The sequence below is a fragment of the Undibacterium sp. GW821-FHT11H02 genome (assembly GCF_058808015.1).
In genome coordinates this window covers 161,914-184,315 of the sequence record NZ_JBXARG010000004.1, presented here as the reverse complement: position 1 = coordinate 184,315, position 22,402 = coordinate 161,914, and the positions used below count along the sequence as shown (strand labels likewise).

15 protein-coding genes are annotated in these 22,402 nt (G+C 46.2%); 11 read left to right on the top strand and 4 right to left on the bottom strand.

Annotation, left to right across the window (positions count from 1 at the left end; translation table 11 throughout):
• The first annotated feature begins 638 nt into the window (after window positions 1-638).
• The 7 genes from AC1RR2_RS06050 (at window position 639) to AC1RR2_RS06020 (ending at window position 9,730) form a co-directional block, all read left to right on the top strand.
• On the top strand, window positions 639-3,752 hold the full coding sequence (locus AC1RR2_RS06050; protein WP_493221403.1) for an Rne/Rng family ribonuclease: 3,114 nt from the start codon (window positions 639-641) through the stop codon (window positions 3,750-3,752).
• A gap of 229 nt (window positions 3,753-3,981) precedes the next feature.
• Window positions 3,982-5,103 carry a GTP 3',8-cyclase MoaA gene (moaA, locus tag AC1RR2_RS06045; RefSeq protein WP_493221402.1) on the top strand — a complete coding sequence of 374 codons (1,122 nt, stop codon included), beginning with the start codon at window positions 3,982-3,984 and terminating at the stop codon, window positions 5,101-5,103.
• Between the two features lie 27 nt (window positions 5,104-5,130).
• Window positions 5,131-5,748, top strand: coding sequence for a molybdenum cofactor guanylyltransferase MobA (mobA, locus tag AC1RR2_RS06040; protein WP_493221401.1), 618 nt, complete (start codon window positions 5,131-5,133; stop codon window positions 5,746-5,748).
• A 10-nt stretch (window positions 5,749-5,758) separates the two neighbouring features.
• Window positions 5,759-7,072 carry a molybdopterin molybdotransferase MoeA gene (gene moeA, locus AC1RR2_RS06035; protein WP_493221400.1) on the top strand — a complete coding sequence of 438 codons (1,314 nt, stop codon included), beginning with the start codon at window positions 5,759-5,761 and terminating at the stop codon, window positions 7,070-7,072.
• Between the two features lie 134 nt (window positions 7,073-7,206).
• On the top strand, window positions 7,207-8,088 hold the full coding sequence (locus AC1RR2_RS06030; protein ID WP_493221399.1) for a substrate-binding periplasmic protein: 882 nt from the start codon (window positions 7,207-7,209) through the stop codon (window positions 8,086-8,088).
• Window positions 8,089-8,191: 103 nt separating this feature from the next.
• Window positions 8,192-9,028 (top strand): peptidylprolyl isomerase, encoded by an 837-nt coding sequence (locus AC1RR2_RS06025; protein WP_493221398.1) that lies wholly within the window; start codon window positions 8,192-8,194, stop codon window positions 9,026-9,028.
• A 132-nt stretch (window positions 9,029-9,160) separates the two neighbouring features.
• Window positions 9,161-9,730, top strand: coding sequence for a lipocalin family protein (locus tag AC1RR2_RS06020; protein WP_493221397.1), 570 nt, complete (start codon window positions 9,161-9,163; stop codon window positions 9,728-9,730).
• Window positions 9,731-9,792: 62 nt separating this feature from the next.
• On the opposite strand, the gene AC1RR2_RS06015 is transcribed toward AC1RR2_RS06020, so the two are convergent.
• Both AC1RR2_RS06015 and AC1RR2_RS06010 read right to left on the bottom strand, forming a co-directional pair.
• The gene (locus tag AC1RR2_RS06015; RefSeq protein WP_493221396.1) at window positions 9,793-11,184 is read right to left on the bottom strand and encodes a YfcC family protein; all 1,392 of its coding nucleotides are present in this window, start codon (window positions 11,182-11,184) and stop codon (window positions 9,793-9,795) included.
• A gap of 45 nt (window positions 11,185-11,229) precedes the next feature.
• Window positions 11,230-12,348, bottom strand: a complete 1,119-nt coding sequence (locus AC1RR2_RS06010) for a succinylglutamate desuccinylase/aspartoacylase family protein (RefSeq protein WP_493221395.1) — start codon at window positions 12,346-12,348, stop codon at window positions 11,230-11,232.
• Window positions 12,349-12,655: 307 nt separating this feature from the next.
• Here AC1RR2_RS06010 and AC1RR2_RS06005 point away from each other — a divergent pair, with 307 nt between their 5' ends.
• The 4 genes from AC1RR2_RS06005 (at window position 12,656) to AC1RR2_RS05990 (ending at window position 18,496) form a co-directional block, all read left to right on the top strand.
• Window positions 12,656-13,609 (top strand): MurR/RpiR family transcriptional regulator, encoded by a 954-nt coding sequence (locus AC1RR2_RS06005; protein WP_493221394.1) that lies wholly within the window; start codon window positions 12,656-12,658, stop codon window positions 13,607-13,609.
• Window positions 13,610-13,722: 113 nt separating this feature from the next.
• On the top strand, window positions 13,723-16,425 hold the full coding sequence (locus AC1RR2_RS06000; RefSeq protein ID WP_493221393.1) for a TonB-dependent receptor plug domain-containing protein: 2,703 nt from the start codon (window positions 13,723-13,725) through the stop codon (window positions 16,423-16,425).
• Between the two features lie 164 nt (window positions 16,426-16,589).
• Complete coding sequence (locus AC1RR2_RS05995; protein ID WP_493221392.1) at window positions 16,590-17,888, top strand: cyanophycinase; 1,299 nt, start codon at window positions 16,590-16,592, stop codon at window positions 17,886-17,888.
• 137 nt (window positions 17,889-18,025) lie between these two features.
• The gene (locus tag AC1RR2_RS05990; protein WP_493221391.1) at window positions 18,026-18,496 is read left to right on the top strand and encodes an Mpo1 family 2-hydroxy fatty acid dioxygenase; all 471 of its coding nucleotides are present in this window, start codon (window positions 18,026-18,028) and stop codon (window positions 18,494-18,496) included.
• 91 nt (window positions 18,497-18,587) lie between these two features.
• Here AC1RR2_RS05990 and AC1RR2_RS05985 read toward each other — a convergent pair whose 3' ends face one another.
• Both AC1RR2_RS05985 and AC1RR2_RS05980 read right to left on the bottom strand, forming a co-directional pair.
• The gene (locus AC1RR2_RS05985; protein WP_493221390.1) at window positions 18,588-18,920 is read right to left on the bottom strand and encodes an energy transducer TonB; all 333 of its coding nucleotides are present in this window, start codon (window positions 18,918-18,920) and stop codon (window positions 18,588-18,590) included.
• Between the two features lie 309 nt (window positions 18,921-19,229).
• Window positions 19,230-21,533, bottom strand: a complete 2,304-nt coding sequence (locus AC1RR2_RS05980) for a M9 family metallopeptidase (protein WP_493221389.1) — start codon at window positions 21,531-21,533, stop codon at window positions 19,230-19,232.
• Between the last annotated feature and the right edge of the window lie 869 nt (window positions 21,534-22,402).

Here is a 22,402-nt window from a genome sequence, read left to right as displayed (position 1 = left end):
ACGACTATTCTACACAGGGGCGTGTCTATCGGCCTCGCCATTTTGCAAATTCGATAGAAAAGATGTGTATGCACATCGTTTTTCGCAGGTCAAGGTTGCAACCAATTGTGGCAATCGGGCTCATGCAAAGCGATTTGGATCAGAAAGTTTGAAATATAAGGATAAGTCTGGCAAGAGATGCGAATTGACATAAATTCGCTGGCTTGCCGGTTGATGGTTTTAGAAATACCGGTCGATTTCGTCATACGTAGAGTAGTTAATTTGAACTGCCAACGCTTTGACACTATTTATTTTAGTAAGTTGCGCATCGCCTGAGTAATTATTAGCTTGATGTAACTCTGTTTCGCCTCCAAGGCTCAAAGGACGGTGGAATGCAAGCCAGAATTCTTGGAGACATGTGCACTCGCCCCAGGTAAAAACCATCCGCGCCAAGCGCACAAGAGATTTAATGAACACCTTTGAATGATTCCAGCACTATGCTGATCGCTCGCGGGACTATTTTTTAGATTTCTTTGTGTCAGTGGCATTTCCCGCCCCCTCAAACTCTCCGCTCTCGCATACATCCAATGTAAGCACGCCACTATCGCCCAGCATTGCTGGCGCTAGTGATATATGGCCTTGATGCCATGGAGAAAAATATGAAACGTATGCTGTTTAATGCTACGCAGCAAGAAGAGTTGCGCGTAGCGATTGTCAATGGGCAAAAACTGATTGACATCGATATCGAAACCACCGGACGCGAACTCCGCAAATCGAATATCTACAAAGGGGTTATCACCCGTATCGAACCTTCCTTAGAAGCCTGTTTCGTCAATTACGGCGAAGAACGTCATGGCTTTTTACCATTTAAAGAAGTCGCTCGTAGCTATTTCAAAGAAGGTATCGACGTTCGCAATTCATCGATCAAAGATGCTCTGCGCGAAGGTCAAGAAATCATCGTTCAAGTAGAAAAAGAAGAACGCGGCAACAAAGGCGCGGCTTTGACTTCCTTCATTTCTTTGGCTGGCCGTTACTTAGTCTTGATGCCAAACAACCCGCGTGGTGGTGGTGTTTCCCGCCGTGTTGAGGGCGAAGACCGTCAAGAATTGCGCGAAACCATGGACAAGTTAGACTTGCCACAAGGCATGTCCGTGATTGCTCGTACCGCTGGTATAGGTCGCAATGTTGACGAATTGCAATGGGATCTGAACTATCTGATGCAACTCTGGCGCGCAATTGATGGCGCTGGCAAGTCAGCCCAAGGCGCTTTCCTGATTTATCAAGAATCTTCTTTAGTGATCCGTGCGATCCGTGATTATTTCCAACCAGATATCGGCGAAATTCTGATCGACACTGACGATATCTACGAACAGGCACAACAGTTTATGAGCCACGTGATGCCCGATATGGTGCACCGTGTAAAACGCTATAGCGACGACGTGCCTTTGTTCTCACGCTTCCAAATCGAACACCAGATCGAAACTGCCTACTCACGCACCGTGCCTTTGCCATCTGGCGGCGCGATTGTGATTGACCATACCGAAGCACTGGTTTCTGTTGACGTTAACTCTGCCCGCTCGACTCGCGGTGGTGACATCGAAACCACGGCATTCAATACCAACTGTGAAGCAGCTGAAGAAGTTGCGCGTCAATTGCGTTTGCGTGACTTGGGTGGCCTGATCGTGATCGATTTTATCGACATGGAAAACGCCAAGAACCAACGCGAAGTGGAAACTCGCTTGAAAGACGCATTGCGCTATGATCGCGCTCGCGTCCAAATGGGCAAGATCTCCCGTTTTGGCTTGATGGAATTATCCCGTCAGCGTCTGCGCCCTTCTCTGTCCGAAGGTAGTCATGTAACTTGCCCACGTTGTAATGGCACCGGCCACATCCGCGATACTGAATCTTCTGCTCTGCAAGTCTTGCGTATTATCCAAGAAGAAGCAATGAAGGAAAATTCAGCAGCGATCCACGTCCAAGTTCCGGTCGATGTCGCAGCCTTCTTATTGAATGAGAAGCGTGGCGAAATCCTGAAAATTGAGAACCGTCATCGTGTCACAGCGATTTTGATTCCAAACAAGCACTTGGAAACACCGCATTACAAACTCGATCGCTTAAAGCATGACGATCCACGTCTGGAAGAAGCGCATGTCAGCTATGCCATGGCTGAACAAGCAGATACCGACATTGGTTACAGCAAACGTCAAAAAGATGATGTCAAACCACGTCAAGAAGCTGTAGTAAAGAGCATCACACCAGAAACCGCACCTATCGTTGAGCGCAAGCCTGCACCAGTTGCCGTCGCTGCAAAAGAAACTAGTAGCGGTGGTTTGTTTGCTGGCATTGCGAAGTTTTTCAGTTCTATTTTTGGCAGTGCAGAAACAAAGACGCCGGTCGCAGAAGAAAAACCAAAACACAGCCGTGACAAACAAGGCGATCGTAACCGCCAACGCAATCGTGGTCGCAATGGAAATGGACGAAATGGTCGCAACACAAATGGAGGTGAAACAGAAGACCGTCCAGCAAATGCAAACAATGTTGCGAAAGATACCAACAAACCAGTAGCAAACGAACCTAGCGCCCAATCACGTCAGGCAAAACAAGCTCGCCCGCCACGCGAAGAAAAAGAGGCACAAGAGCCACGTCGTGAACGTCAGCAACGTCAGCGCGACAATCGTAAAGAAAATGCGAACCAGGAATCAAAAGCAGAGGAATTGAGCAATGCGGTCGATCCAATGCCAACGACGGTGGCGCCAGCATTAAATAAGGCAAAAATTGCAGAGACGAATGAAACTGCAAACTTAGCTAGCGCAGGTCTTAGCGCTGAGCAAAATGATCAGGGCGCGCAAGGAGAAGAAAGCCGTCGTCGTCGTCGTGGTGGTCGCAATCGTAATCGTCGCGATCGTACAGGCACGGACAATAATGATGCGGCGTCTGGCAGCGGCGAAAACAATGGTGAAACAAAGGTGGAAGCGGCTCCCGCGTTTATCCCGGTAGTGGATTTACTGAATAGTGCTACGGCCGAGACAGTCACCTCCTCCAATTTTGAAACTAAGCTTGAAACTCAGCTTGAAACTAAGTTGGAAACTAATGCCGCAACTGAACCTGCAACGACAGTCGCAACGGTAGAAATAACGCCAGTACAAGCCAGCTTTGACTTAGCACCAGCCGTACCTGAAGCACCAATAACTGCGGTGCTTGCAACTGAAGCCGCAGCTATAGATGCAGCAACAACGGATGCAGTAACAACGGGCAGCACAGTTATTGCTGCGTCTGCTAGTCAAGTAGAGGCAATCGACGCTGTAGCCGAAACGGTGCAAGCTGAAGTAAGCACAGCACCAGTTATTGCACCAGACACGTCAGTAGCTGAAGTACATGCTACGACTGTCGCGCCAACAGTTGCGGAAGTGACTGCACCAGTTAGCACTGAAATAGAGGCCACGGCTACGAAGACGGAACTAGCAGCTGAAACCACGGACTCCTCGAGTCCAGCGCCAGCCGCAACACCGGCGGTTGAAGTTGCTTCACAAGCTATCGAAGTACCAGCCTCAGCACCTGTCCAAGTCACCACCAAGCCTACATTGCCTGTTGAAGACTTAACGACAGTCTTGGCCAGTGCAGGTTTAGTATTAGCTGGCACTGACCCAGCCAAATTGAAAGCGGCTCAAGAAGCGGCTGCCAATGTGGCACCTGTCGCACGGGTAGGTCGCGAACGTAAGCCTTCTGCGCCTGTCGTAGAAGAGCCTTTGGTCATGGTGGAAACCAAGCACTAATCGGCAAATAAAAAGACGCTATCGGTAGTATATTTTTAGCGTCTAATCAAAAGAAGAGCCCATTGATTCAATTCACTGGGCTTTTTTTTTGCAGCTAATGATTTTTGATACTGGCTATGATTCAGTCCGAATTCATCTGCGGTATTGGGCGGGAAGTGGCGATTTGTAGTAGGATCAAATCTGCTCTCCATCCCACGCACATGCCTCAACCCAGAATAAACAAAGAATGATGTCGAAAAAAATTATTCCAATTATTCAAACAGCAAAACATTCGCATAACTGGTTTGCCGAGACACCGATACAAGCGGCGACGGGCAACTTACTGGATACTCGCCAACGCCCTTTGCAAGACTTACGCATTTCAGTTACAGACAGATGCAATTTCCGCTGTACCTATTGCATGCCTAAGGAAATTTTCAATAAGGATTATCCGTATCTGCCGCACAGCGACTTGTTAAGCTTTGAAGAAATTCTGCGCATTGCACAGCTATTTGTCGCACATGGTGTGCGTAAAATACGTTTAACTGGGGGCGAACCACTACTTAGAAAAAATATCGAAGACTTAGTAGCGATGCTCAGTGCGCTGCGCACGGTGGACGGCGAAGCAATCGATCTGACCCTGACGACCAACGGCGCCTTATTAGCGCGCAAGGCGCAAGCCTTAAAAGAGGCTGGTTTAAGCCGCATCACAGTATCGCTTGATGCCTTAGATGATGCGATGTTCAAACGCATGAACGATGTCGACTTTCCGGTCAGCGATGTGTTAGAAGGCATACAGGCGGCGAGCATAGCAGGATTTAAAAACATTAAAATCAATATGGTAGTAAAGGGTGGCACCAACAATCAGGAAATCATTCCCATGGCTCGCTATTTCAAATCTAGCGGACACATTTTGCGTTTTATCGAATATATGGATGTCGGTGCATCGAATGGCTGGAAGCTTGATGAAGTGGTACCGAGCGCCGAGATCATCGAGCAACTAAAGCGAGCTGGTATGTCATTACTTCCGCTCGAATCGCACAGCGCTAGCGAAACCGCAGCACGCTGGCAACATAGCGATGGGCAAGGTGAAATAGGCTTTATCTCTAGTGTCAGTCAGGCATTCTGCCATAGCTGCAGCCGCGCACGCCTATCGACACAAGGCAAACTTTACACTTGCTTGTTTGCGAGCGAAGGACATGATTTACGTGCGCTACTTCGCGACCCGCAAGAAGATCAGGTCGATCAGAAATTAAGTCATGCAATTGCCCAAGTCTGGCAATCAAGGAGCGACCATTATTCAGAATTACGCCATCAACAAACTGATCTTACGCAAAGAAAAAAGATTGAGATGTCTTATATTGGCGGTTAATCGCTTTCAACATTCGCAGGTTCAAATATGATCCCCGCACAACAAATCACAGGTTTAATTCTCGCTGGCGGGCGCGCTACACGTATGGGGCAAGTCCAAAAAGGCCTGCAAATGCTGAAAGGTGAAACCATGCTCAGTCACGTACTGCGTCGTCTGCAACCACAAGTGGGCGATATCCTCATCAACGCCAATCAAGACCTCGATCGATATAGCGAGTACGGATATCCCGTCGTCGACGATAAAATTAGCGATTACGCAGGGCCCTTAGCGGGTCTGCATGCAGGCTTATTGCAATGCAAGACCACTTATCTGGTCAGCGCACCATGTGACTCTCCATTCTTGCCGGACAACTTAGTAGAAAATTTAGCGCAGGCGCTGATCAAAAATCAGGCTCAACTTGCCGTGGTGACCGCGCTCGATAGCGAATCAGAACCTGCACAAATGCGCGCGCAACCCGTGTTCTCTTTGATGGAACGTGGGCTGGCATCACATCTGCAGTCCTTCTTAGAAAATGGCGGCCGAAAAATCACTTCCTGGTATGCCAGCTTGCGTGTTATCGAAGTGCCGTTTGAGGACGCAGCAAGCTTTAGGAATATCAATACGCTGGCTGAATTGCAGCACTACAATCAAACCTTCGTCGATTAAAAACTTCATCATGCTGACACCACACCAGGCCACAAATCAAGAGCCAACTTCGCTCCAGGAAATTCTGCAACAGCACCAAGATTACCAAGCGCATGCACTAAGCGTCACGGCTGCTCAACAGATTATTCAAGCATTTGTCCATGAAGTTCAAGAAACGGAAGCAGTCAATTTATTCTCAGCGTTTGAACGAGTCTTAGCACACGATATCGCTTCTCCTATTGACGTTCCGGCGCATGATAATTCGGCCATGGATGGATTTGCCTTTGATGGTACAGCTTTGCAAGCGGGTGGCGATCTCGAATTGAAAATAGTGGGACATGCGCTTGCTGGTCACCCATTTCGAGGACAAGTACTCGCAGGTGAATGCATACGCATTATGACAGGCGCTGTCATGCCGACGAACTGCAATACCGTCGTGCCACAAGAATTCACTGAGAGTGTAGGTCAGGATCAAATCCGCTTCCCAAAGAGCAAAGTGCAATTGGGGGACAACCGTCGGTTTCGCGGTGAAGACTTAAGTAAAGGCAAAGTCGCTTTAAGCAAGGGCAAGCGCATCACGCCCGCCGACCTCGGTTTATTAGCATCGCTGGGTTTGGCTCAAGTTGAAGTCAAACGAAAAATCAAAGTCGCTTATTTTTCAACTGGTGACGAGATACGTTCGCTAGGCGAATCACTCGATGCAGGCAGCGTTTATGATAGTAATCGTTACACTATTTATGGCATGCTGCAGCGACTCGGATGCGAGATGTTAGATATGGGTGTAGTTGCAGACAATCCCGAGCAATTGGAACAGGCTTTGCGATATGCATGTGAACATGCCGACGCGATTATTACCTCGGGCGGCGTTTCGGTTGGCGCAGCGGACTACACTAAACAAATCATGGCAAAATTGGGCGAAGTCGAATTCTGGACTATAGGTATGCGCCCCGGCCGACCTATGGCTTTCGGCAAGATTCAATCAAATCGGCATAGCGCCTATTTATTCGGTTTACCTGGCAATCCGGTTGCCGTAATGGTGACTTTCTATTTCTTCGCACGACAAGCTTTACACACATTAATGGGAGCGACTGCATCCCCTTTAATGACAGTAGCCGCCATTTCTAGCAAGGCGATACGCAAGCGCCAAGGTCGAACGGAATATCAACGTGGCTTGGCGACAAAGAATGCGCAAGGACAATTAGAAGTTGAAGTGACCGGCTCACAAGGTTCTGGTATTTTGCGTTCGATGTCAGAGGCTAATTGTATGATCATCTTGCACGATGCCTGCAAGGACATCGCAGCAGGTGATTTTGTAGAAGTATTACTTTTTGATGGTTTAATATGAAAACAACCACAGCTTTTGTAACAAAATTAAAGTAAATCTTAGTAAGCTGCCATCCTTATGCAATAAGCTTTTCATTTAAGGAAGCGATGCCACTATAATTGAGCTACGGAAACAAAATTGAATAGCCAAGTCTAATGGGACAACCAGAACAACTAAACAAGCACCCATCAAGCGCTTACCCTACTTTACGCGTGAGCAATTTACTTCAGGTGATACGACAGCTTAACTTGAATTGCTTATTTTTCTGCCTCAGTTTCTGCCTGCTGCTGACGCACAGCGCGCCCTTACTCGCTCAAACCAAGGTACCGCTCTTATTTGGTGAAAATAAAAACGAAAAAGGCGAATTGATTCCTTTAGGCGATCGATTTACAAAAGTTTTTTCGGCGATTGAAAAAGATGTGGGAATCAAGTTTGATCTGCAAATGTATCCGTGGAACCGCGCAGTCAAATTAGCAGGTAGCGGTCATGCACTCATTTTTGGTTTAAGTCGCACGCCGGAAAGGGAAGAAATTTTTACTTTCTCTGAACCCGCGATGTACCAGTATTTGTGGTTGGTTACTCGTAGCGATAGACAATTCTCCTTCAATAAATTAGACGACTTGAAGGGTAAAACCATAGGCGTCGTCCGTGGTTCAAAATATGGCGGTGAATTCGACGCACAAAAAAACAAATTATTTAAGACTGATGATGATATTGACGCTTACGCGCCACGTCTGAAAAAAGTCTTGAGTCAGCGTATTGATGCAATGATTTTCGCCAGCGGTTTAACCGACGCTAAAGAAGTAGAAAGAATTGTAAACAGCATAAAACTTTATAAAGATGCTGAACTACAAACCACATCCGACGTTCAATTTAGTGTCTTACCTATTCCAGTCTTAAAAGACGGTATTTGCTTTGCTATCTTAAAAGGCAAAAACGACACTCTCATCAAGAACATCAACAAGTCTCTGCAAAGATTTCACGCTATGGAAAACGCCAACTCCCGCAAAAAGAACTTAGCTCCTCCGAAGTCCTGATACAAATACATACAACTTGCTACAAAATTAGGACAGGAAAACCTTATCTTTCCTGCCCTTGATCTCTATACTCTGCTTTTCGATATTAAGCTTGGAGTACCATTTGAAACTACCACTCATTCTAGCTGGTTCCATCATTCTACTTTCTGCTTGCGGCGGCGGGTCAGGTTCTGACACGACGACACCAGTCAAAAAAGCTAGTGTATCTGAGGTAACTACGGATCAATTAGTCTATCGCAAAATCAGCACCATTACGGTGAAAGGGCAGAACTTAGATGTGGGTATCAATTTCTCCCATCAAGGCTGCTTAAAAATTACCGAATTGACAGGCAGTACAGCGACACAAAAAGTCTTCAGCTGCAAAATAGTAGGTGCAGGTACAGTGCCTGTTGTAATCACAGATGGCTCGGGTAACTCACTCTATGCCAATAACGTTATTATTCCGCTGGCGGTTCAGCCGCAAGTTACTATGGTGACAAATCAAGGCACCGTAGTATTGGAATTAAACCCTGCGAAAGCACCGGTTACAGTCGATAATTTCCTCAATTATGTGGAATCCGGTTTCTATGTAAATAAAATATTTCATCGGGTCATTAAGGATTTCATGATCCAAGGTGGTGGCTTTACTGCTGATTTGGTGCAAGCAACAACACAGGCACCAATCAAATTGGAAGCGGGCAATGGTCTAAGTAATATACGCGGCAGCATCGCAATGGCGCGTACCAGTGTATTAGACTCAGCAACATCACAATTTTTTATCAATGTTGTCGATAATATTACCCTGGATGCCAGTGCCGGCGGATACGCCGTTTTTGGCAAGGTTCTCAGTGGCTTAGACGTAGTTGATAAAATCAAAGTAGTTCCAACCAGTACTCGTGGCGGAATGGCAGACGTACCTGATACGGCTGTCGTCATCAATAGCATGCTACAAACGAAGTAGTTTTCTGCTTTTAGCACTCCCTCCTCCCTCTTCGGGCTGGCTTTTTAGCCAGCCTTTTTTTATTTCACGGCTAGCCTATGATAAATTGTATGCCGTGCAAATCGAATGCCACCCATTGAAAGAAAAATACACATGGTCAAACTAAAAAATGCATCACGATTCTTCCAATCAGGATCAAACCTCCTACTTGCGAGCGTAGCTGTCATTGCCTGTTTTCTGACAGCCTGCAATGAAAATTACGCAGCCATGGAAACGGTCAAACAAGTCGACTTGAATCGATATCTGGGAAAATGGTACCAAGTCGCGTTTATTCCGAATAGTTTTCAATCCATGTGTGTCGCGGACACTCAGGCTGAATACCAACTAGACGATAAAGATGTTCGTGTTATCAATCGCTGCCGTACCAAGGATGGCAGCATAGAACAGGCAAATGGCATTGCAAAACTGGTCGACAACAGCAATAACGCCAAACTCCGGGTCAGCTTTTTTCGACCATTTTATGGCAATTATTGGGTGCTCGATTTGGATCCCAATTATCAATGGGTTTTGGTTGGCGAGCCTGGTCGAAAATATGGCTGGATACTCGCACGTACACCACAGCTTGATCCAGCGATTCAAAAATCAATTTTAGATAAAGCAGAAACACTGGGCTATCAACGTAGCCAATTTCAAGTTAGTCCACAAATTAATCCACTCAACTAATTTGTGTTCATTGCAAACTAAAACGCCCTGAGTAAATTTTTACATCAGGGCGTTTTTTCATCTCACCAACTAAACTGACAAGCGATGGCCAGCATCAACAAAGCTAAGACAAAATAAATCAATTGCAGTGGAATCATCCATTTCGCCCACGTCACCCAAGGGATACGCGCTAAGGCCAATACACCCACGGTGATGCCTGAAGTCGGAATCATGGGTGTAGTGAATTCGCCAAATTGAAACGCCAACACTGCGGTTTGACGTGATACGCCGACCAGATCTGATAGGGGCGCCATGATAGGCATAGTTAAAGCCGCCTGCCCGCTACCTGAGTGAATGAAGAAATTAATCACCGATTGAATCACGAACATTTTATGTGCCGCGAATACCGGATTAGCGGATTGCACCAAGGGCATCAAGTGAAACAACATCGTGTCGATGATATTGGCATCACGCGCCAGTATCATCGTGCCACGCGCTAAGGCTATGACCAATGCGGTCGTAATCAGATCTTTTGCTCCTTGGATAAAAGCATCGACGAATTCATCGGTGCTAAGTCTGCCGACCACACCAACCGCAATGGCCATCACCAAAAACAAAGCGGCAATTTCATTGATGAACCACTCATATTTCACCACACCAAACACCATCACGCCCAAGGTCGCGACAAACATCCACAGCACTAATTTATGGGTCTTTGTCATGCCCACAAACTCAGATAAATGATCGCCAGTTTGTTCTTGCCGTCTTGCCTGATCAATTGCATAAGTCGGGCTTAACAGCGGATTCTTCTTAATACGCCCCGCGTACCACATCAAAAATGCAATGGTACAGGCTGTCGCAATCACCCAAACTACTAAGCGAAAACCTATACCAGAAAACACCGGCACACCTGCAATCCCCTGCGCTATACCGACATTGAAGGGATTCAAAAAAGCCGCGGCAAATCCGACTTGTGAGCCGACGAAAGGAATCGCGACACCCACTATCGAGTCATAACCCAAGGCCAGCGCTAACGGGATAAAGATCATCACAAAAGGAATCGCCTCCTCCGCCATGCCAAAACTCGCGCCGCCTAAAGAAAAGAGTGTGACAAAAACGGGAATGATCATGACCCGCACAAAGGCAGAACGGGTATGTGCCTGTGCCACTGACTTAATCATGGAATCGATGGCTTCCGTTTTTTGTAAGACGGCGAAAGCACCGCCAACAATCAACACAAAACCAATAATCAAAGCGGCTTCAACAAAGCCTTTAATCGGTGCCATCATGAGTGCAACGGGACCTTGTGGATTACTCGCAACGTAATGAAACGAAGCTGGATCAATCAGAGTTTTTCCATTCACAAGATGGGTATCATATTTACCACCAGGCACAAACCAAGTGGAGATTGCCAATATCGCCAATAAGGCAAATAGCAGCACAAAGGTATTCGGCATTCTGATTTTTTTTAACATACTAGTCTCTCTTAGCTGGTCTCTTATTTTGTCAGTCTCGCCGATTTACATGGACAGCAAATTACCGCTGCGGTAAGCAATCGCGCCAGCCACTTTCGCAACGCGCATGCCGTGCTGCGCATAACGCCGTGCAACACGTGCATACAAGATGCCAGCCACGCTAGAAATCATCGGTGTCACTTGGCCAGAAATCGGATCAATCAAATCGCCTATCGATTCACCTGCGGCAAGCACATCACCGACATTCTTTGTGAAAACTAAAATACCTGCATGCGAGGCGATGATAGGCTCAGAACCTTCCAGAGGGGTAGGCTGGCACAAAGCGTCTGGCATAGGTTCTGCTGCCGCTTGTATATGCCCCGCATGCATTAGAAACTGTACAATGGCATGCGCATCTTGCCGGGCGTAATCGTGTGCAACATCACTCTCACCCCGCAACTCTATCGTCACCGACTGGCAGCCCAAAGCGATCGGTGTGTCTGCACCAAATTCCTCGGCAAGTTCCCACCAATGCCGCGAACATGATTCATCAAATGGATCATCACCGGATAAGACTGACAGCAACAAAGCACGTCCCCCCAAATAGCGCACTAAAGGCATGGTCGCTTCTGCCAAAGGTGTGCCAGTGTACAAGTGCATCACAGCTTGATTATCACAATGCAAATCCAGCACGATGTCAGCATCAATCGCGAGCGTTTGCACTATTTTTTTAAGTGCGGCTGCTTCGCTGCTAGGTTGCCACTCAGCCATGAGCGCCAATGCCTGCTCACGAATTAAGATCGTATTGGCTCGAACATCGGCACTGAGTTTTCCTGTTAATCGCTGTTTCAGTGCAGGCGTTAAATATTGATAGCCACGATTGAAATTGATACCTGTCGCCATATCAAAGCGTCCGAAAGCACTGCCCTGTATGTCCTGTGCCAGGCCAATCGGGTTCGCCACTGGCACCAGAACAATCTCACCAGCAATCGCAGCTGCTTGTTCTAAGGCGGTCAGGCTCTGGCGCAAATAATGGCTGACCAACATGCCAGGAATTTCGTCGGCATGCAGCGACGACTGGATATACACTTTTTTACCATCACTGCCCTGACCAAAATGGTAGCTGGTAATGTCTCTATGGGTTCCCGCACTCAGCGTCGGCAGAGCATGTTTCACTATACGCATAACAATACTTTCTAAAAAAATTACAAATTCATCTTATAGACAAAGTTAAGCATCTACCCATAACTATGCCTACCAATCCTGTAGCTGCCTTCACTCCACTGCATTATCGATCTCTTTTTTACGACTGCAAACAATAATCAAAACAAAACTTTGTTCCAAAAAGGTTTTTTGATTAATTTATTTTTGTCTGATTTTTTACACATTCTATCTTTATGAAAAAAATCTGACAATAACTATTGAAATTTATTTTGATTCGTTCTAAAGTGCAGCCATCGACATTGTTTAATTTTTTTCAGAAATCGAGAAAATGAAAAAAAGCTTAATTTCCACTGAATCACACTCGCCTGACCTGGTATTTGCCAAATCCAGCCTAGGTGAAAGCTTGATGCAGCAACTCCAGGAAGGCTCCTCTTCTTACAAGCGGATTGCTGATTACCTGTTGCGTAATCAAGTCAAAGTCACTGCACTGGGAATAGAAGACATGGCAGAACAATGCGAAGTCTCTACCGCAACGATCAGCCGCTTTGCCCGCGATTTGGGATTTACCAATTACGCAGCACTGAAAAACAAAATTGCAGAAACCGTGCAAGAAATTTTTTCACCGGTAGAAAAATTGCGTAACACCATAGAAGCACGCAAAGGGAATTCATCACCTGCCAACGCCAGTCTGCAATCAGCAACCGCCAATATCAACGCTGCCAGTCAAGGCATAGAAGACGAGCAGATGAATCAGATCGTGAGTCGTCTTAGCAAAGCTGGCACTGTGTATATCATGGGCTTTGGCATCAGCTCACATTTGGCTGGCATGCTCGCGCTGCATTTACAACCATATTGCAATCGCGTGGTTGAAGTGGTGGCTTATGGCGGCACCGAAGTCGCTGCCGGCAATCTGGCAAATATCACCGACAAAGACGTACTGATCGTGATTTCATTTCCACGTTACGCCTTAGACGTGATTCGCCTCACACAATTTGCACGCAACCATGCGACTTGCATTGTTGCCATTACCGATTCATCCGCATCACCGATCGCGCAACTTGGAGATTACTTATTATTAGCACCGAGTACCCATGCAGTTCTATCGAGTAGCTCGACTGCGGCCACTGCCGTGATCGAAGCCTTGGTTAGCAACATCATGGTTTCAAATAAGAAAAACGTCGAGAAAGCGATTCGTTTAACGGAAGCGCTCTCAGGCTATTTACACAATAACGATAACACCACAAGAACCTCGCAACTGGAAAGTCGCAAGCCGAAGAAATAAGTTCCCGCCCCTACCTATTATTTACAACAAGCACTTTGAAAAGTGCTTGAACGGGATCCCTTTTTCGCAAAATTTTTGCTGCATTATTTTTAAAACCTGAGGAGTCAATCAAGATGAGTAACTACAAAGCAGGCACACAGCGCTTCCCATCTGTGCCGAAGAAAATCACATCAGCAACCTGGTCCGCACTGAGCGTGATGGCCATGCTGAGTATTTCTGCGAATACCACGTTCGCACAAGAAAAAACAGCCGAACCTGCTATACAGAAAATTGAAATCACAGGCTCATCCATCAAACGTATCAATGCAGAAACTGCGCTGCCGGTACAAGTGATCAGCCGTGTTGAAATCGCCAAAACTGGCGCGACAACGGCAGAACAATTACTGACCACCTTGAGTGCCAATACCGGTTACACCCAAGAATCTGCAAGTATCAGCGACAAACCAGGTTCCAGCGGTATGTCGGGTGCCAACTTGCGCGGTTTAGGTGTTTCCTCAACTTTGGTACTGCTCAATGGTCGTCGTATGGCGGCGTTTGCTTTCGGTGGTGAAGGTACGGATTTGAATTCGATCCCATTGTCAGCCATTGATCGCGTCGAAGTTTTGAAAGATGGCGCCTCCGCTGTCTACGGTGCGGATGCCGTTGGTGGCGTCATTAATTTTATTACGCGCAAAGATTTTAAAGGTTTTGAAGCTAGCGTGAGCGGCATGCGCACGGACGAAGGTGGCGGTGGCGATAAGTCGGTGAGTTTGTTAGGTGGTTTTGGTAATCTCGCGAATGATGGCTACAATTTTTTCGCTAGCCTGCAACACAAAAAGAATGATCAATTACGCACAGCGCAACGCGATTTCGCTGTCAGTGCCTGGCGTCCATTAGAAGCACGCGGCTATCCTGACAACTTCACTTCCGCCAATACCTTCCCAGCTGGAATGTATGCTGTCTCTGGCAAGAAATATCTGGGTAATCCTAGTGCACCAGATTGCGCACCACCGTCCAGCATCTTGATCAATGGCGCTTGCCGCTTTGATTATCAGGCAGCCGCTGACGTCTATCCAGAATCACAAAAAACCAATTTAATCACCCGCGGCACTTTGGCGATTAATGCCGATCACACGATCTTTGCAGAATTTACAGCATCCAAAAATGAAGCGAAGTATCGCTTATCTCCCACTGGTGTGAACGGTAATCAAGGCACCAGCGGCAGTGCCTGGACTTACCCAGCGGGCGGCCCATTCTATCCAAAATCCTATGTCAACTCCGCCGGACAAACAGTTGCAACGGACGGTAAACCATTCAACGTTCGTATGCGTATGACACCAGGCGGCGCACGTACCAATGGTCAAGAATCTGAGCAACAACGTTTCTTATTAGGCGCTGAAGGCGTGATTGCAGGTTGGGATTACAACACGGCGTTTGCTCATTCTGTCTCTGAAAATACGCAGACTTTGACTAACGGTTACTACGATAAAGCAAAACTACTGGCTGCTTTTAAAACCGGGCAAATCAATCCTTTCGGCGCACAATCGCAAGAAGGCCAAGCTTTGTTGGATGCAGCAGAACGTAATATCGATGGTCGCAAAGGCAAATCCACTACCGATGTATTCGATGCGCGCTTTACCCGCGAAATCGCACAACTTGATGCTGGTCCGGTCGGAATGGCGACAGGTATAGAATTCCGCCGTGAAAAGCTGGAAGACAATTCCTCCGATGAAATTTTGGCAGGAACAATTTACTCCACCTCAAAATCACGCCGCGTTTCTGAATCTCGGGATGTAAAAGCGATCTTTGCCGAATTCGATGTGCCACTCGCCAAAGACTTGAGTGCGCAAATGGCCTTGCGCCATGACTCCTATGGCGGGAATATCGGTAGCTCGACTAATCCTAAAGTGGCCTTGCGTTACCAGCCAAGTAAGGATTTCTTGTTCCGTATATCCTTCGGTACTGGTTTCCGCGCACCGACGATGAAGGACCTTGATCCTTCTGCTGTTGAAACATCCACAGGTGGCTTGTACTTCGACACCATAGGATGTGCGAAATACAATTCACAATGTTATAGCGATCAGATCCCAACGACAGAAGCAGGCAATCCAAATCTGAAACCAGAAAAATCTAAACAATTCTCCGTCGGTTTTGTGTGGGAACCTTTAGCCGCATTCTCTGCCGCAGTCGATTATTGGAGTGTACGTAAAACGGATGTCATTAAATTTGCACCAGAAACTTTAATCGACACAGATCCTGCCTTCGTTGAAAAATCGATCACTCGTGATAGCGATGGCTATATCACCAACTGGGCCTTAACCGCACAAAATCAGGGTAAAGAAACCAAGAGCGGTATCGACTTGAATTTCGCTTATCGCACCAAGTTCGATGACATGGGTAAATTGACGACGCGCTTGTCTGGTACTTTGATGACCAAGAGCGAACAGCAATTTTCCGAGAACTCTAAAGTTTTCGACAATCTCGGCAAATGGGGTTTTGAATACGTGACACCAAAATGGCGTCATCGTTTGAGTGCGGATTGGGATATCGGCAACTGGGGTTTCACGGTCGCGAATAGCTTCCAGTTGCATCATGAAGATCAACAGTTAGATCCTCAAGGTAATCGTCCTACCGTAGCTTCGTATAGTTTGTGGGATTTACAAGCGGGTTATTACGGCTTCAAGGATATCAAAATTACTGGCGGCATTTTGAATGTCTTGAACACGAAACCACCGTTCTCAAATCAAACTTTGACTTACTTTGCGGGCTTCGATTCGACCTATGTTGATCCACGTGGACGCGCATTTTATGTTCGTTTGAACTACGCCTTCAAATAAAAAAATATAGGATAACTAGTACCATTTTCTTGTGCGGCTTTTCTCCCGCATTTGGGGTAGCATCTTAGGATCGCTACCCTTTTTTTTACATAGAATTCAATCGCCATAAATTAGTTCGCCCTAACTGTCCGAACAACATGGCACACATCTATTTTGGATAAATCATGACACTCACAGTGACTTGCGTTTTCTCGCCACTACACCAATATCTAAGTAAGCCGGGTGCAGTGCTGTTACGCCTTACGTTCATCTGCCTAAGCTTACTTTCCGCACCATCGCAAGCCATCACTGACCTTAGCAAAGTACGCGGTTCTCTACTCATTGCTGGCGGCGCTTTACGCAATGACAATGCAGCAGTTTGGGAAAAATTAATTGAGCAAGCCGGTGGCAAAGACAGCAAAATCGCCGTCATCCCGGCGGCATCCGGCAATCCTGATCGGGCTGCTGACTTTGTCGTACAGACCTTAAAAAAATATGGTGGCAATGCTTTTGTCGTTCCGCTTTCCATTAAGTACGAAACTAAAGATGGTCACAAAAAAACTTCACAAATCAATCAAGATTCACATTGGATCACGCAAATTGAACAAGCCAACGGCGTCTACTTCACTGGCGGTGATCAAGCGAAAATTACCCGTGCATTAGTCAATGCAGATGGCAAACCCAGCCCGATGTTAAATGCCATCTGGTCACTCTATCAAAGGGGTGGCGTCATCGCTGGCACCAGCGCTGGTGCAGCGATCATGAGTACTACGATGTTCAACGATGCCAAAGGTGTCTTGGCGACCTTAAAACTGGGAGTCAGCGATGATAAGGAAATCGCTGCTGGTTTAGGTTTTATCGGCAAGGATATTTTCATCGATCAACACCTGATCATTCGTGGTCGTTTTGCTCGCATGCTGCCAGTCATGTTAAAGAAAAATTACAAACTAGGTATAGGCATAGACGAAAATACCGCCTTGCTGGTGCGTCCTCAGCGCGACGTTGAAGTTATAGGCTATAAAGGCGCCATTCTGATTGACTTCGATGCTGTGAAAACCAACTCCTCACTGCCTGAATTCAATCTACAGAATGTGGGCATTTCCTATATGTCGCATGGTGATCGTTTCGAACTTCAAAGTAAGCAGATCATCCCTGGCTCAGACAAGTCTTTGATTAGCAATACGGCATCAGAAGACAGCGATCAGGCTGCTGTTTTTTATCCCAATATTTTGGCTAATACTGCGGTGGTAGAGTTAATGTCTGGCCTTGCGGAAAGCCCGCGCAGTTCAGCCTTAGGCTTGGCATTTGATACCAACAGCAAGATCCAACCTGGCTTAGGTTTTGAATTTATATTTAGCAAAACCCCAGATACCAAGGCCTACTTCTCGAGTAGCTCAGGTGCGGAAGCATTTACGGTGATGCGACTACGCTTAGATGTACGGCCAATCAAGATGGCACAGCCGCTCTATGAGCCCATCAAGTAGTTAGTATTTATTGTGTGGGTCAAATTAGAGGAATTCGTCTGTTGTTTTCTTTGGCAGCAACGCGGCTTTTTATACAAGCATGCACTAAGATGCTTTGATCAATTATTACCTGCCGTCAGAGCAGCTTTGGAGACATGATGGATAGCCAACAATTACCAGCGTCAAATCACGTACACGAAGAACGCAAAGTCTTACTACTACTAAATAAATATGCCGAGAGTCATCGTCATCCACACAATGAAATCATTCATTTCATTTGTGTACCGGTGATTATGTGGACGGTATTAGCCTTATTGTGGGCTGTGCATCCGCTGGTGGCCGTCGCTGGCACTGTCTTAGCCCTACTCTACTACTTCAGTTTATCAGTGGGATTTGCACTTGGAATGTGCTTGATGGCGGCGCTGATGTTGGGTGCGCTTTGGTGGATGCCACAAGAATTAGTGTTGCGGGTCGCTATCATCGTGTTTGTGATCGCCTGGATTTTCCAATTCATTGGACACAAGATCGAGGGTAAAAAACCTTCATTCTTCGAAGATCTGCGCTTTCTTCTGATTGGCCCTTTGTTTGTGATCGGATTTTTGTATCGACGTTGGAAATTACCGTATTGATCACCCAAATTTACGATAAAAAAACGCCAGCCTATTTATTCATAGTGCTGGCGTTTTGTATTTGGTATTGCCTAAAACAGCCTATAGCTGATTATGACAAGCTCCAAACGTGCTCTAATTTTGCCCAAGCTTGTTGTGCTTTTCCATCTTTAGTGGCTGGCTTGAATTTGCATGAAGCGTAAATCTTGACCGCTGCTTTATCCAAAGTCTTAGAGCCACTAGATTGTTCTACCTTAGAATCAACTACGTTACCGTCAGGACCAACCAAAATGGACAACAACACGGTGCCAGTTTCTTCATTCATCAAAGAAGACTTTGGATAAACTGCTTTTTCACATGTTTGTTTTTCAACAACAGGCACTTCCGCCGCGTTTGCAGCCAATACAGAACTCAACAAAGCAACAGCCAATAAGATTTTTTTCATAGTCGGATCACATAAAAGAGATTGAGATAAGCCCATGAGAACGTTATTGCACAAATTTACTTGCAAATTGCCACATGGAAACAGCCGCTATTTTAAAGAATATTTTTCCGTAAGGCAATACTTATGCACAAAATTTAATCAGTTTTTTCGTGAAATGTAAATATATTCTCTTGTCATTGGCACTTTACTCGCGACTTCAATATCACTGCGACAATAAAAAAACCGAACCTGTCTCACGACACGTTCGGCAAAATCATCGGATATCTCATTAGCCAAAAAGCTAATTAATAATCAACGATCTAGGGACATTTATTCATAACTAGCATTGATATTCACACCGCTAAATGGCTGTTTCGCCTTCAACACAATGTAGTACCAGGTATTTGCTGTCGGTGAAGCAAACAACACGTTTTCATTATTCCCTGCTTTCAAAGACGCGGCATCATATGAGCTAGTCGTTGGATAGCTGTTTTTCTTCACATACAGATCAACGTCACCAGTCCCACCGTTGGTGTAAAGCTTCAGATTTTTTGTACCAGCTGGCACCATGATGTAAACATAGGCTTGCGTGTTAGAAGATAAGTTCCTGATTGAGCAATTTTTACCCAATTGCGAAGTAGAGCTGCATGCTGGCAAGGACACGACAGGCGGCGTAGGTAATGGCGGTTCGCCGGTCACGGTCGCACTTTGCACCCAAGCGGCGAACTCGGCATCGTACTTAGTCCCGATATTTGCCATATAGGTTTGATATCCAGCATAATCGCCGACACGGAATTTGGCCACAATCGCATCGACATCACTGCGATGCTTTTCGTTCATAAAGCGCACCGCCATATAGCCCCAACGATAAGCACGCGCGACATAGTCAGACATAGAGTAAGTATTACCGAAAATGGTGCTGAGTTTATAAGTTCCCGTTTTCGCTGCATCAATCGCTTCTTGATAGTTATTTTTATGTGACAGATATTCCGCCACACCTTCTATCCACCACACAGTAGGCTTCTCGACACCGGCACCAAAATCACCAGCCATATCAAAGCGACCATCGAGATAGTGCACGTATTCATGCTCCAGATTCCAAACTGAAAATGCGGGACGTAACCAAGACGCCTCATGAGCGATAAAGCGCGCCTGATTGTTAACATCAGCCGGATTGCCTTCCAGGTACATACCACCATTGTCTGTACTAATACCGTACAACACGCCCGCATATTTACTGTAGTTGGTATAGTCATCAAACACGACCAGTTCCAGAGACTTATTATTGTCGTTGGCAACAGGCTGTTGATTCGATACCAGCATAGTATGGAAATAGCCCTCTTCAGCGCCCAGGATATTGCAAGAGTCTTGCAACTGCGCGGTCGTCATATCTTGCGCACGAATCTTGATTGTGGGGCTGCAAGTGTAGCTGGTTTTTAAGACGATATTGGCGAGCTGGGTTTTGTAATTGCATGTGCCATACTCTGCGCAGTTGGCGCTATCGTAGTAATCAACCGCGGATGCCGCATTCAACCACAAATCGCTATCAACACCGGTCATGCTAGATGTCGCCAGTTGGTTTTTCACCATCGGTTTCACGCTCGGCAGTAAGGCTGGGTATTTCATGAAGCGAAAAGCTTCGTTCTCGGCATCATTCAACTGATAGGCATTGCTGGTATTTAGCAGCGCGGCTTTATTGTTCACCACAAAATTATTCAATGCGGTCGGATAAGACATATCCTGAATTATCGATGCCGCATTCGCACGATCATGTGCATAGAACATCACAGTCAAAGCCCCCGTGACTGCACCCGCCGCCGATGATTGCAGCAAGCCATTTGATGCATTGGGATTGGATGGCATATTCGTAAAACGAACAAACACGTTCTTCACGCTGGGTAAGTAATAAGCTTCGTCATTCAGATTGGTGACTAGCTTAAACACTTCACTGGCGGTATTGCCCCAAGCTGCATTTGAGGCATACAAGGTATTGCCATCAATCAGTTGTTTAATCGGCGCTCGCAGATTGGTCATAATAGAAGCCGATGGTGCTGGAATGGTGCTACCACTTGCCAGGTAATAACCCGCGCGTAAATACAGCGCTAAGTTGACCAACGCAATATTCGTGGCATTGTAGCTAGTCGCTTCTTGTGAGAAACGCGAAGCCACCGCAGTCATATTGCTGGCGGAATAAATTCCAGCACCTTGCGCTGCGGTGAGAGAAAATAAGCCGTAAGTACATTCAGGATCAGGTAAGGACACCAGATAGTTGGCGAGAGCGGCACCACTATAACTCGCCATTGTCGTCATATCTTTACAGGCCACGGTTGGCGCCGCCGCCATCATCGTGCTGGATTTGGCTAAAGCCGTGCTCTTGTTCGGCGTTTGGAATGCTTGCAAATCACGCTTACTGACAGGCAGATTAAATTTGACCTGCTCTGCGCTGGGCGGCAATGCCAGACGTTCATGAGGGCGTGGTGCTTGTTTCACTTGCTTGGACGTGTGCTGATGTCCAGCAATTGGTTCGGCATGCGCTAAGCTCTCCTTCCGGATTGCGCTACTGGCATGCGTCACGCCTGTCACATTGGCAGCGATCAAAGCCGCCACGATCATGGTATTTCGGTTCATAGACATTGATTGTCTCCTCTATTTTAATTATGAGCTAGCGAGCTACCCAAGCAGAAAGCGCAAGCATCAAGCCGCTCTATGGCAACCGCAACTTGCTAAAAACGAGCAATTTGCGGTTCTCTTGTCCTTTGCAATTGATTCCTCATTAGGTAAAAAAGGGTCGCTCCTAACAAAGAAACATCACCAGACCTCTTACCGCCATTACCTCCTCTAATGGCGAACCAAGCTCCAAGGACGAAATCATGGTATTAATATATCTAATAAATATCAATTAAATATTTAAACGTGGTGAGCGATTTTGGGAGGTTTTAGTGAAATACAGAGAAAATTCAGTGGCCAGAAGTCGGCAACAAAATTTAAATATATTAAAAATATATATGAAGAATTAAATTTGGAATACTGTGGTTATTTAATGAATTAATTCCAGCAAGAAACATTCATTACAAGCACTCGGGTTAAAAGAAACAAAAACAATCACCATCGTGAGAAGCTTTATCCATGAGGCTCTTGAGGTACCTCACCTGCATAGCTAAATTCGGCGGCACTTGGAAGCGAGAGGAATTCAAACTAAAAACCGAACTAATCGAAACGAACTGAACAATTTACACAAGGAGGCCCTGCACTTTTTTCTAAGAAAATACCTGAGGCTGAGTTGAAATATCTGCAATAAAGAGACAAAATTTAAGCCACGATGACAAACAAATTATTTCCACCGAGAAACAATTGAGTTATTATTGTGTTTTCTTGCATAGCGACTATAGTCTTGTGTATGGTGTGTTTTGCTGCAACTATAACCCTACAATTATCGTCTGCAGAGCACAGGGTCAGGCTGAGTCTCTACCAGTTTTCATCACTAGTTTGTCGTTGATTTTTAT